This window comes from Tabrizicola sp., assembly GCF_034366665.1.
Lineage (GTDB): Bacteria > Pseudomonadota > Alphaproteobacteria > Rhodobacterales > Rhodobacteraceae > Tabrizicola.
The window spans coordinates 1-11243 of record NZ_JAXMMF010000015.1; the positions used below are offsets into that span (position 1 = coordinate 1).

Below are 11243 nucleotides of genomic sequence, written 5' to 3' on the forward strand. Positions count from 1 at the left end.
ACACCTCACTCCTAAACGATCTCAATACCGGTTCCACGCACTCCACAGCGCGGAACAACCCTGGCGCGGGGTGGAGCAGCCCGGTAGCTCGTCAGGCTCATAACCTGAAGGCCGCAGGTTCAAATCCTGCCCCCGCAACCATCGTTACTTGCCGAAAGCCCGCACCAACCGTGCGGGCTTTGGCATTTGTGGCCAAGCTCCCGTCACACAACGAAAATATCGCCGCGAGTTCTCCATAGAGCTCGATCGTATGTCCGTGCTGCGCCTCTTGGTCGGGACGCAGGATGACCTTCTCAATCAGGCCGCGCAGGAGATCTGCAGCTTCGGCCCGGGTGCCTTCTTCATTCAGGGCTTCTGCCAGGTCTGACACCTTGCCGGCATAGATCCCGGCGAGGCCGGGATGGAGCGCCACGGGTTCGGGCTCCGGGACTGCGCCGAGGGCCGCTTCCAACCTCGTGCGATCCGCCTCCAGTATGTCCATCTTGGCATTCATCGACGGGTGATACATCCCGTTGGTGATCGCTGTCAGCAAAACTCCGATGCCCTTGCGCACCTTGGTGAGGCGATGCTCGTTCTCTCCCCGCTCCGAAACGGCAGAGAGCCGCTCTTGTTGTATCTCCCGCTGAAACTCGCTGATGAACTCCTTGATCAGATCGGGATGAATCAGTCGCTCCTTCAATCCCCCGAGGACGCGCGTCTCCACATCCTTGCGGGCGATGGTCTTGCGATTGCTGCAGGTGCCTGAGTTGCGGGCAGCCGCACAGCCATAGCGGTCAGCACTGATCATGATGTAGTCCGATCCGCAGCAGCCGCAGTGCAAGAGGCCCGACAGCAGATAACGCGCACGTCGCCCAACCTCTGACTTGGGCGCGTGCGGATTGGCGGTGCGCTCGGTCAGGATTATCCTGCCGTACGGCCCCCTGTCGTTCTTTGACGCGCTGCCACAGCGCGTCGTCGATGATGCGCAGATCCGGGACCTCTTCGGTGATCCAAGCGTCCGGTGGATTTGGCCGCGCCTGGCGTCTGCCGGTCTCGGGGTTTTTGATGAACCGCTGGCGGTTCCAGACTAACTTGCCGATGTAGAGTTCGTTGTTTAGGACGCCGGTGCCGCGCTTCCAGTTCCCCGAAATGGTCGAGAACGACCAGGAAGCAGCTCGTGCGCCCTTGCTCAGGCGGGGGTGGGGCGACACCCTCCCGGTTCAGCTCGATAGCGATGGTGCGCGCACTCTTGCCTCGGGAATAGTCTTCGAAGATCCGGTGGATCGTGGCGGCTTGTGCCGCGCCGATCACGCGATCGCCCGTTGTCAGGGTGCCGTCTGGCAGGATCTGGCGGTCCAGCCGGTAGCCGTAGCTGATACCGCCTGCTGACTTACCGGCTCTTACGCGGCCTTCGAGGCCGCGATGGGTCTTCTGGGACAGCTGGCGCAGGAAGAGTGCGGACATCGTGCCGCCGAGGCCGACGTGCAGCTCGTTGATCTCGCATTCCGACCTGGTGACAATCCTGACGCCAAGATAGGTCAGGCGCTTGTAGAGCCCGGCAATATGTTCCTGATCGCGGGACATACGGTCGAGCGCTTCGGAGACGAGCACATCGAAACCGCCGGCCATGGCGCGCTGCGGCATCTCCTGGAAGCCGGGACGCAAATGTGTGGCTCCGCTGACGGCTTCGTCGGCAAAGACAATCCGCGACCGACCAGCCCTGCTCCTTGCAGTGCCTGCGGCAGAGGCGGACCTGATCCGGAATGGATGCCGTCGACTGATGGTCAGAAGAATACCGGGCGCAGATCGCGGCGCGCATGGTCAAATTCTCATCTTCGAAATCTTTGCTGCCTTCCGGCGCTTAAGCACTATGTCCTGCAGCTCACGCCCGGCCTCGATGGCGCTGGCCTGATTGTAGTGACGCTCGGAGGTGCGGTCCGATGCATGCCCGAGGATCGCCCGAATCCCGCGCGCGTGCTCTGCCGATGAAAGCGCCATCGTTGTCGCGGCGCAATCCCTGAAGAAATGCGGAGGGATCGCCACGCCGATGAGCTGAAACGTCAGTTGTTTGATCCACACGCCCATGTGTCCCTGCTTGTAAGGCGTTCCCCTGTTCGTCAGCCAGAGGCGACGTTCATCTTGCGCGTTCGGCACAAGAAGGCAGGGGCGAACGACATCGACATAGTGCGTGAGGAGGCTGGCCGTCGGCTCCGGGACGCGGGCTTCCCAATACTGCCCGCTCTTAAGGTCGGAGGCTTCCAGCAACACGCGCCAACCACCCGGGCTGCGCTGCACACTCCGACCAAGCTCAAGATTGGTGAAGGGGCGTCGACGCAGATCACCGGTGCAACCAAATCCTTCGGCACCAATACGGTGGTAAAGGGCTTCGATCTGGAAGTGCAGAAGGGCGAGTTCGTCTCGTTCCTCGGTCCATCGGGCTGCGGCAAGACCACGGTATTGCGGATGATCGCCGGATTTGAAACCCCGACGATGGCTACGTCGGCGCGGGCGGGCTGGGGCAGGAACTGCGCACCGCCATTTCGCTGCAGGAATACACCAACCTTTCCGCCCTGTTCCTGATCATCTTCGCCACGGTGATCGTGATCGACTGGGTATCGGAACGCATCCGCCACCGCATTATCGGGATCGTCGCAGCATGACCCCTTCACAATCAGAGATCGACGTACTGAAAGCCCAGATGCCCCTGGCATTCCGCGCCGCCCCCGAGGTGCGCTTTCGCCGCGCACTGGCCTGGACGGTGCTGGCGCTTTTGACAGCCTGGTGCCTTTACACCTTCGACTTCTCGCCCTTGCGGATATGGGAGGGTCTGGCGCGACTGGGCACGGTGCTTTCGTTCATGTTCCCGCCGCACATCCACTTCAATCTGGTTTCACGCCCGCTCAGTGAAACCGCCAGGCCGTTCCCAATCATGTTCAACCCCTTCGTCTGCTCATACAGAACCGATCAAGGAGGGAACCTAATGGACTTAAGTAACACAATTGATGGGGCCACCCGACCTGATTGAGCCGGAACGGCGGGCCGCTGCCTCGCCCCGGTCGGCAAGATCTCCGGCCCTGAGCACGAACTCGTCATCGCCATGGTCGCGCTGGATCACGGCAACGGCCTCGGCGGTGCGCGCACCAGTGTCGAGCCCGATGACCGGTTGGCCCGGCGCTGAGAGATGAAAGCTTGAACTACTACGAACCTCATTCCGCAAGTCCCATCGCCCTGAGGTGGGCAGCCGAAGGAAGAACGCCCTCCTTGCCCCTCAGTTCTAGGATCAGTCGCGGATTTGCGCATGTATGGGCAATGGCGGCAAAGACAGACTGCCACAGGATCGTGCCATGTCCGATCTGCCAGTGCCGGTCGACAAACCCGTCGGCGTCCTGCAGATGGATATGGCCCAGCCGCGACCCAGCACGATGACGGGGGCACGCCTCAGTTTGCCCCGTCGTCCACTCGGTTCCGTGGCTCAGGCGGCAGGCGCGGACGTTGGCTTGCGCTTGCGGCGGGCCGGCTTTGCCGGTGCTTCCGCGAGAGGCTCGGCCGTGGGGACAGCGTCCGTGGCGTCGGTCTCGGCAGCCGCGTCGATCGGGGCCGCGGCCTCAGCGACGGGCGAGTGCTGGGCGACCCACTCCCGCATGAACCGGCGGATTTCGCGCGCGGCGGTGGTGTCCAGTTTGTCGCAGAGCTTAGCGAAAGCGTCACGCTCGCCTTCCTCGATCCGGATCACCAACTGACTGGATTTCTTCTTCTTTTTCTTTCCGTCGGACTTGCCTTTTCGCATCCCCATCTCTCTTTTGCATATGCAAAGTATATGCATTTTTTGCACAAAGAGGCTCTGCAAGTCAACCGCCCGGCATAGTCGTCACAGTCTGACATCGGACCGCAAAGAAACTGTCGTCGAGATGTGACCTACAAGTCCTACCCAGATGTCGAAGATCGCGACTGGTTCCGACCCATGCTCTCCAGGCCAAGTGATGTCTCGCTGCCTCCCCTGTCGCCTCGGCTGTCAGTGGTGGTTCCACTGCATAACGAGGAAGGCGCGATCGACGATCTGGTTGCCGATATCTCGGCAGCCCTGACAACCTGGTCCTACGAACTAATCCTTGTCGACGACGGGTCGACCGACACCACTCGGGCGCGGTGCCTGGCACTGGCGGCGCGGGATGCACGGATCGTGGTCCTTGGTCATCCCAAGTCTGGCGGTCAGTCGGCGGCGCTGCATTCCGGTGTCCTGGAAGCCCGGGCGGCGATCGTGGCAACGCTGGACGGAGACGGGCAGAACCCGCCCGCGAACCTGCCAAGGCTGGTCGCACCGCTGATCGGCCCGACCGCAAGCCCGATCTGCGGACTTGTTGCGGGACAGCGTGTCGGGCGGAAGGACAGCTTGTCGAAGCGGCTTGCCTCGCGGTTTGCCAATGGCCTGCGCGCGACGGTGCTTCGGGATGGGACACGAGACACCGGGTGCGGGCTCAAGGCGTTCCAGCGCGAGGCCTTCCTCGCCCTGCCTTACTTCAACCATATGCACCGCTATCTCCCTGCGCTTTTCGCCCGGGATGGCTGGCAGGTGCAGCTTGTCGACGTCACGCATGCCCCGCGCCGCACTGGCCGGTCAAAGTACGGTAACCTTGACCGTGCGCTTGCTGGCATCCTGGACCTCGCGGGTGTGGCCTGGCTGATCCATCGCCAAAAGCGGGTGTTGGCCGAACGTTTGGCCTCTCAGCCTGCGCACCGGCCGGTCGATGTCCCGGCTGCCCTGACCCCGGCCCTGAAAGGCAAGATCGATGCATGAAACCCTCTGGGCCTGGCTGCATGTCCACAGCTGGACCGAGTTTACCTGGGTCCTGGTCGGCCTGTCCGGCCAGCTTCTCTTCACGGCGCGTTTTCTTGTGCAGTGGATCGCGTCCGAGCGGGAGAAGCGGTCCGTGATCCCCGTGGCGTTCTGGTACTTCTCGATGGCGGGGGGCCTGGTTCTTTTCGCCTATGCGGTCTGGCGGCGGGACCCGGTGTTCATCCTGGGCCAGTCGATGGGACTGGTGATCTACATCCGCAATCTCTGGCTGATCCATGCCGAACATCAGCATCGTCCGGCCAGCGCAAGGAACTGAGCGCAACTGCGGCCCGGCGAATACAGACTAGCCCGACCTGGGCTGCCTTGGTGCACAATTTCAAAGGATATCAGCGAATGACCCTGCAACGCCTGCTCATCGCCTACCTGATGGTCGTTGTCTTGGTGCAGGCGCTGTTCGCGGCCTTCCCGGGGATTGACCTTGCCGTCTCTGCGCTTTTCGCTGACGGAAGCAGGGGGTTCGCCTGGGCCGAAGGCGTTGCACCCACGGTCAATCTGTTGGTGCGCCGAATGGGAGAGCTGGCTATCTTCCTCCTGCTTGCGGGCATCCTCTATGGGGTGATGACCGGGAAGGCGCGTGGCGACGATCTGCGGCTCATGGCCTATCCGCTCCTGTGCATCACCGTCGCCTGCGGTCTTGTGGTCAACTACATTCTGAAGTCCCACATCGGCCGCGCCAGACCCGACACGCTTGCCGAATTCGGCGGCTCGGCGCAATTCACGCCGTCCTGGCAGGTCGTCGCGGAATGCGTGCGCAATTCTTCCTTCACCTCGGGTGAGGCGTCGATGGCCGCAAGCCTGGCCATTCCCGCCGTGGCCATCCTCTGGCCACACCTTTCCCGGACCCGTGGCCGTGTGCTGGCGGTTCTGGTGGCAGCGGCCTATGTCGCCTTCACCTCGGTCCTAAGGATCGGACTTGGCCGCCATTTCCTGAGTGACACAGTCTTCTCCGTCCTTTTCGCTGCGGGATTTGCACTGGCATTGTATCCGGTCCTGGGCATCGCGCGCGCGCGGAAGCACCTGCCCGTTCTCTCCCCCCGTAGACGGGCGCTGGAACTCGCTGAACAAAGGGGTGTCTTTTGACCCTTTCGCTTCCGGCCCGAACCACACAAATCGGCGTGACCAGCGGCTGGCTGGCCCTGATCCTGTTCGCTCTCCTCACGTTCCTGCCAGCTCTGTCCACCCTGCCAGTGGTAGACCGGGACGAGGCGCGCTTCGTCCAGGCCAGTCGCCAGATGGTAGAAAGCGGCGACTATGTCGATATCCGCTTTCAGGACGAACCGCGGCACAAGAAACCGGTCGGGATCTACTGGCTGCAAAGCGCCGCCGTTCTTGTTTGGGGCGAGGGGCCGGATGCCCCGCTTTGGGTTTACCGGTTGCCATCGATCTTGGGGGCCGTCCTGTCGGTGCTATTGCTGGCCGTCGTCGGAACGCCGCTTTTCGGCAGGCAGGTGGCCCTTCTGGGCGCCGCGGTCTTTGCCGCAGGGCTGGTGATCGGCGGCGAGGCGCGGATCGCCAAGACGGATGCGGCACTTCTGGCGACGATCCTTGTGGCGCAGGCGGTTCTGGCGCGGCTTTACCTGCAGCGGACCGGCGGGCCGCAGATCGGCGGGCGCGCCGCAGCCTATGCCTTCTGGCTGGCTATCGGAGCGGGCACCCTGATCAAGGGACCGATCGGCCCCATGGTGCCGGCCTTGACCATCCTGGCGCTGATTGCGGTCGACCGAAAAGCGGACTGGCTGCGCCCGCTCTGGTCGCCCTGGCCGATCATCGTGGCACTTGTCTTGGTGCTGCCCTGGTTCGTTGCCATTACCTTTCGCAGCAACGGGGCCTTCTGGCTCGGCTCGGTCGGGGCCGACCTCTTGCCGAAGATCGCCTCGGGACAAGAGGGCAAGGGCGCACCGCCCGGCAGCTACCTTGTCCTTATGTGGCTTACCTTCTGGCCCGCGACGCCCCTGCTGCTTCTGTCGCTGCAGTCGATCTGGCGGGCACGGACAGACCCTGCCACACGGTTCTGCCTTGCCTGGGCCATACCGGTCTGGCTGGTGTATGAGGCTGTTCCAACCAAGCTGATCCATTATGCCCTACCGGTCTATCCTGCACTTGCCCTGTTGGCCGTGGCCCACCTGCCCGCCGGTCTGGCAGCCCACTCGCGGCTTCTCCGCGGGCTGGCCGCCCTGGCGATCTTGCCGGGACTGGCGCTGGGAGTTGCGGTCGCTGCCTTTGCCCTTCAGCAGGATGCCTTGCCGGCCGCCGGGCTGGCAGGGGCCGGGCTGGCAGGGGCCCTTGTCACCACCGGCTTCGCCGTGCGCTCGGCCCTTGGATCGTCGCCCTGGACGCTGGCCGCACGGGCAGCACTTGCGGGGGCGATCCTCCATGCCGGGCTGATCTCTGCCGCTGCCCGCATTCCCGCCCTCTGGCCCACCGATTCTGCCGTGTCCGTTGCGCAGGAAATTGCCGCCGCACAGGGTTGCGACCACCCGATCGTCTCGGGCTGGGGTTACGGCGAACCGTCGCTTGTCTGGCACGGCGGGCGGGACACGGACCTTTTCCCCGCCTCGGCCTCCGCGTCCGAGGTTGTCCACCTGGGTGCCTGCCAAGTGGTCGTGCACGCCCGCGAATCCGCTACGGCGCCGATCCCGTTGATCCGGGGATGCAGGCCAGCCCGGACCATCACCGGCCTAGTCATTGGGGCGGGCCACTGGGTCACGCTTGACGTGCTGGACTGTCAGGGGGAGCCATGAAGCACGCCGGGTCCCAGGACGCTCTCCTTGCCCGTCTCAATGCGGAAGCCACAGGATTATCCTCGCGCCGGAGGCTAGCTGCCGTGGTCCGGCGGCAGAGCAACCTCTCCTGGCTTGGAACCTTCGCCTGCGCAATTCTGCTGGTTGCCGTCGTGGCGGACGCCCCGGTGCGCGACCTGGCGCGGTCGCTCGACCCGTCGGTCGTTGCGGTCCTGCGGGTGGTCACTCAGTTCGGAAACTCGGCCTGGCCGCTGGGCATTTCGCTGCTGCTTCTCGGCGCCGTTACGGTCGTCGCGCGGCAAAGCAACCCGTTTCCCCCGGATGCGCTGCAGAACCTGCGGTCGGCCCTTATTCTGGTGATCGGGTCGGTGGCCATCAGCGGCACGATCGCGAGCCTGACGAAGAACATGATCGGTCGCGCACGGCCCTCGACAGGCGACCCCCAAGTGTTCGAATTCGCCTTCATGTCCTTCCGCGCCAGTTGGGCCGCCTTCCCGTCCGGCCATGCGACAACAGCAATAGCCTTCGCAGTTGCATTGGCCATCGCGTTTCCCAAACAAGCCATCGCATGGTTATCCATCGGGCTGATCGCAGCCCTGTCCCGAGCCTTCATCGGTGTCCACTGGCTATCTGATTGCCTGGCAGGAATGGCACTTGGGGCCTTGGTCAGCCTTGCCTTGCGCCAAGGCATGGAAAGACACGGGCACGCTTTCCAGACTGAATTGACCCTGTCAGCAAAGGTTCTGGTCAAGGGAGGAATCATCTGTCTTTCCCAGGCATGGCTCGTCGTTACGTCAGTCGTGAGACAGGCAAATGTCAGCGTCCGTCGGCAGTTACTTTCTCGGAAGTCATGACGCCAACACCTCGGCAGACGTTATCCAAAATGCGCAGATCTAAGCGTTTGACCGCCTCCAGCCAGAAACGGCGTCGTGTCGGTGCAAAACTGGTCCACGGCAGACCGTCGCATTGACGTTGAACATACACTGTCGTGTCAGTTTGGACCGACGGTAGTGAAGGTTGGATTCAAGGACTAGCACCGCCAGCAATCGTGGTTGGTGGAGACCACAAGTTATGGTTCAACAAAGCTGCCTTTAACATCCTTCATGCCTACCGTCCGCTATGGGCCGAAAGCAACCCCGCGGGCGCGTCGAGCCAGTTCCCGACTCCCACTTTGCGGGTTGCGAACTGCTTAAACCAACAGCTTTCAGTGGGGGCCGTACTTTACGTCACACAAAGCACTTTAATGTTGGCAAGTTTCGGCGGTTGCATGTCCCCGAAACCAAAAGTGCCGGTGTTATCAAAAACTTCAAAGCCGAGCCCAAAGCTCGGCCTTTGCCGTTTCAAATTCTTGTCAGCCCGCAAGAAAACTGCGAACCCCGCCATTTCCGGGAGATCATTTTGCAGTTTGAAGGCACGGTCAGGCCGACGTGCAGGACTTGCAGCAATGCCTTGGGAAAGGTCCCAGTAAAGGAAGCCCGCCGCCGGGACCTCTTCGCCGGATCGGTCGATGAGGCTGCGCTTCTTGTAGACGGCCGGCCAGCAACGGGAATGACCTCATCCCGAACCAGTCGCTAAGGCCGGCGGAAACTCTCTCAGTCGCGAAGCCGCATCAGCCGATCGAGTTCACGGAAAGCCGAAGGCACGTCCGAGAAGACCAGGTCGATATCCACCAGGTTCCGCAGGCGCTCGGCATCGACGTTTGAGGAAGAGGCGACGCCGATGATGGCGCCGGGCATCACCAGGCGGATCGCAACCACCAGCCGGACCAGAGCACCCAGCCTATGCTCGGTGCTAAAGGAAAGACCGATGATGTGCGGCCGGGTCATTTCGACATGAGCGACAAGCTCGTCATGCTCGGTGCCCGTTTCCAGGTCGATTTCCCATCCTGCCTCGCGGAACATGTCCGCGGCGACCGTGATGCCGACACCGGGCTCTTCGCCCGGAACTGTCGCAAACAGCGCGACCCGGCGGTTGTCGAACTTGTGGTGGGCAAAGGAGATCTCGGACCGCAGCGCCCGCATCAGTGCATATAGGTGGCCGGTTCCGCAGGTGACCTGCAGGAACGAAAGCTCGTCCCGTTCCCAGCGTTCCCCAAGGCAGCGGGCGCCCCCCGAGATGTAGCCGAGATAGACGCCCGACAGCGAAGTGCCCTCGGCGCGGCGGTCTTCGATGAAGCGCAAGGCTGCGTCGGGTTCGGTCTGTATCAACGCATCGCAGAAAGCGACCACGCTTTCTTCAGGGATCGGCCGAGAGTCGAAATCCGGCCCGCGTGTCGTCGCCTGCGCAAGGCGTCGGACGATATCGCTTGCCACGACTTCGACCGCTTCCGGGGGCAAGGCCGCACGCTTGGCCGAAAAGATCGATGCGGTGCGCGCGAATACCTCGGTATCCAGTGAAGCCAGCTGTCGTTTCATGGATGTCCCCCCGCTGCGCAAGAGTAGCTCAGTCAGCCCAGCGATCAAGACGGTATTCCACGGTATTCTGCGTCCGGCGTGCCGCAACGCGCATGCCAAGGGTGGCTCGGAAGGTCAGGCCGACAGTAGCGGCCGAGGCGGCATCGACGCGGATTGGTTCGTCAGGGGAACCAATCCGCTTCATGAGCGTTGCGTCCGGGCATTGATTTACACAACTTCGGGGGGCAGCCATGTCAGACAGGTCGATCAGGACGGTCATCATTCCGGCTGCCGGACTTGGCTCGCGCCTGTTGCCTGCCACCAAGGTCACGGCGAAAGAGCTTCTGCCTGTTTACGACCGGGTGGTGCTGGATTTTGCCATGGACGAGGCGATCGGCCTTGGCGCAGAGCGGATCATTGTGGTGATCAGCGCGGCCAAACGGGCGATCCAGGCCTATCTTTCCGGTCGCGGTCCTCAGGACACTCCCCTTCTGTCGACTGATCCGCAAGAGATCGGCCCCGAGATCGTCTATGTCTTCCAGGACCGTCCGCTTGGCCTTGGGCATGCCGTTCTGTGCTGCCGGGATGTCACTTTGCCCGGCCCGTTCGCCGTGCTGCTTCCGGACGACATCGTCATGGGGCCGAACTGTCTGGCGGAAATGGCATCGCACTACACCCAGGGCCACATGATCGCGGCGATGCAGGTCAGTCCCGAAGAAGCCTCGCAGTACGGGATCTTCCGGCTTAGCGGTCTGCCCAGGGACAAGTGCCTTCCGGTTGTCGGCATGGTCGAAAAGCCATCGTCGGGCACGGCTCCGTCGTCGTTTGGCGCGGTGGGGCGCTACATCCTTGACCCGATGATCTTTGACGTCCTGGAAAACACGGCCAGCGGCAAGGGGGGCGAGGTCCAGCTGACCGACGCCATCACGACGGCCGGGCGGTCCGTTTCCCTTGTCGCCTTCAAGTTCAGCGGGACGCGGCATGACTGCGGCAACCATGACGGACTGCTGGCCGCCGGGGCGGCGCGCCAGGCTGCAGCCCGGCAGGAAAGTGCCGGGTTGGGCTTCGGGCTGGCGCATTCCGCTACCCCGACGGCCCCCGCTCATGCTATAGTGGCGAGATAGGAAGAGTGTTCTGGCTCAGCGAATTTTCGGCTGGCAGACAACGCATCGCCAACCACCAGCGGCGCGACATGCGGCAGGTCCGATCCGGGCCTCCGATCTGCCTGTCATGCAACGATTGCGATCAAAGCGACCGACGTGACGCTACAGAGGG

The 11243-nt window shown here is 62.9% G+C and carries 14 protein-coding genes, 1 tRNA gene and 3 pseudogenes; 11 read left to right on the top strand and 7 right to left on the bottom strand.

Annotation, left to right across the window (positions count from 1 at the left end; genetic code table 11):
• Positions 1-64 precede the first annotated feature (64 nt).
• The 3 genes from U1E69_RS01695 to U1E69_RS01705 all read left to right on the top strand — a co-directional run bounded on the left by U1E69_RS01695 (position 65) and on the right by U1E69_RS01705 (position 745).
• Positions 65-141, top strand: a tRNA-Met gene (locus U1E69_RS01695).
• 7 nt (positions 142-148) lie between these two features.
• Positions 149-367, top strand: a complete 219-nt coding sequence (locus tag U1E69_RS01700; RefSeq protein WP_322242321.1) for a hypothetical protein — start codon at positions 149-151, stop codon at positions 365-367.
• Positions 368-565: 198 nt separating this feature from the next.
• Entirely contained in the window at positions 566-745 is a 180-nt protein-coding gene (locus U1E69_RS01705) for a hypothetical protein (protein WP_322242323.1), read from the top strand.
• Here the strand turns inward: U1E69_RS01705 and U1E69_RS01710 are convergent.
• The 4 genes and pseudogenes from U1E69_RS01710 to U1E69_RS01725 all read right to left on the bottom strand — a co-directional run.
• Positions 737-787 (bottom strand): annotated as a pseudogene (locus tag U1E69_RS01710) (hypothetical protein); the annotation flags it as partial. The gene U1E69_RS01705 and the pseudogene U1E69_RS01710 overlap by 9 nt on opposite strands.
• Positions 774-1190, bottom strand: a complete 417-nt coding sequence (locus U1E69_RS01715) for a recombinase family protein (RefSeq protein ID WP_322242388.1) — start codon at positions 1188-1190, stop codon at positions 774-776. The pseudogene U1E69_RS01710 and the gene U1E69_RS01715, both read right to left, overlap by 14 nt.
• A gap of 28 nt (positions 1191-1218) precedes the next feature.
• Positions 1219-1644 (bottom strand): annotated as a pseudogene (locus U1E69_RS22575) (recombinase family protein); the annotation flags it as partial.
• 156 nt (positions 1645-1800) lie between these two features.
• Complete coding sequence (locus U1E69_RS01725) at positions 1801-2064, bottom strand: hypothetical protein (protein WP_322242324.1); 264 nt, start codon at positions 2062-2064, stop codon at positions 1801-1803.
• A gap of 252 nt (positions 2065-2316) precedes the next feature.
• Between U1E69_RS01725 and U1E69_RS01730 the strand changes: the two are divergent.
• Positions 2317-2469: pseudogene (locus tag U1E69_RS01730) on the top strand (ATP-binding cassette domain-containing protein); the annotation flags it as partial.
• A gap of 208 nt (positions 2470-2677) precedes the next feature.
• Positions 2678-3004, top strand: a complete 327-nt coding sequence (locus tag U1E69_RS01735) for a hypothetical protein (protein WP_322242326.1) — start codon at positions 2678-2680, stop codon at positions 3002-3004.
• A 181-nt stretch (positions 3005-3185) separates the two neighbouring features.
• Here the strand turns inward: U1E69_RS01735 and U1E69_RS01740 are convergent, their stop codons facing one another.
• Both U1E69_RS01740 and U1E69_RS01745 read right to left on the bottom strand, forming a co-directional pair.
• Positions 3186-3455 (bottom strand): TIM barrel protein, encoded by a 270-nt coding sequence (locus U1E69_RS01740; protein WP_322242389.1) that lies wholly within the window; start codon positions 3453-3455, stop codon positions 3186-3188.
• Positions 3452-3766 carry a hypothetical protein gene (locus tag U1E69_RS01745; protein ID WP_322242327.1) on the bottom strand — a complete coding sequence of 105 codons (315 nt, stop codon included), beginning with the start codon at positions 3764-3766 and terminating at the stop codon, positions 3452-3454. The genes U1E69_RS01740 and U1E69_RS01745 overlap by 4 nt, the downstream gene beginning before the upstream one ends.
• A gap of 231 nt (positions 3767-3997) precedes the next feature.
• Here U1E69_RS01745 and U1E69_RS01750 point away from each other — a divergent pair, with 231 nt between their 5' ends.
• The 5 genes from U1E69_RS01750 (at position 3998) to U1E69_RS01770 (ending at position 8429) form a co-directional block, all read left to right on the top strand.
• Entirely contained in the window at positions 3998-4774 is a 777-nt protein-coding gene (locus tag U1E69_RS01750) for a glycosyltransferase family 2 protein (protein ID WP_416200247.1), read from the top strand.
• Entirely contained in the window at positions 4767-5090 is a 324-nt protein-coding gene (locus tag U1E69_RS01755; RefSeq protein ID WP_322242328.1) for a lipid-A-disaccharide synthase N-terminal domain-containing protein, read from the top strand. The genes U1E69_RS01750 and U1E69_RS01755 overlap by 8 nt, the downstream gene beginning before the upstream one ends.
• A gap of 77 nt (positions 5091-5167) precedes the next feature.
• Positions 5168-5914, top strand: a complete 747-nt coding sequence (locus U1E69_RS01760; protein WP_322242329.1) for a phosphatase PAP2 family protein — start codon at positions 5168-5170, stop codon at positions 5912-5914.
• Between the two features lie 35 nt (positions 5915-5949).
• On the top strand, positions 5950-7575 hold the full coding sequence (locus tag U1E69_RS01765; protein WP_322242330.1) for a glycosyltransferase family 39 protein: 1626 nt from the start codon (positions 5950-5952) through the stop codon (positions 7573-7575).
• Entirely contained in the window at positions 7572-8429 is an 858-nt protein-coding gene (locus U1E69_RS01770; protein ID WP_322242331.1) for a phosphatase PAP2 family protein, read from the top strand. Before U1E69_RS01765 ends, U1E69_RS01770 begins: the two co-directional genes overlap by 4 nt.
• 738 nt (positions 8430-9167) lie before the next feature.
• Here U1E69_RS01770 and U1E69_RS01775 read toward each other — a convergent pair.
• Positions 9168-10037: a cobalamin B12-binding domain-containing protein gene (locus tag U1E69_RS01775; protein ID WP_322242332.1), complete on the bottom strand. Its 870-nt coding sequence runs from the start codon at positions 10035-10037 to the stop codon at positions 9168-9170.
• 182 nt (positions 10038-10219) lie between these two features.
• On the opposite strand from U1E69_RS01775, the gene U1E69_RS01780 reads away from it, so the two are divergent.
• On the top strand, positions 10220-11092 hold the full coding sequence (locus tag U1E69_RS01780; RefSeq protein ID WP_322242333.1) for a UTP--glucose-1-phosphate uridylyltransferase: 873 nt from the start codon (positions 10220-10222) through the stop codon (positions 11090-11092).
• The last annotated feature ends 151 nt before the right edge of the window (positions 11093-11243 follow it).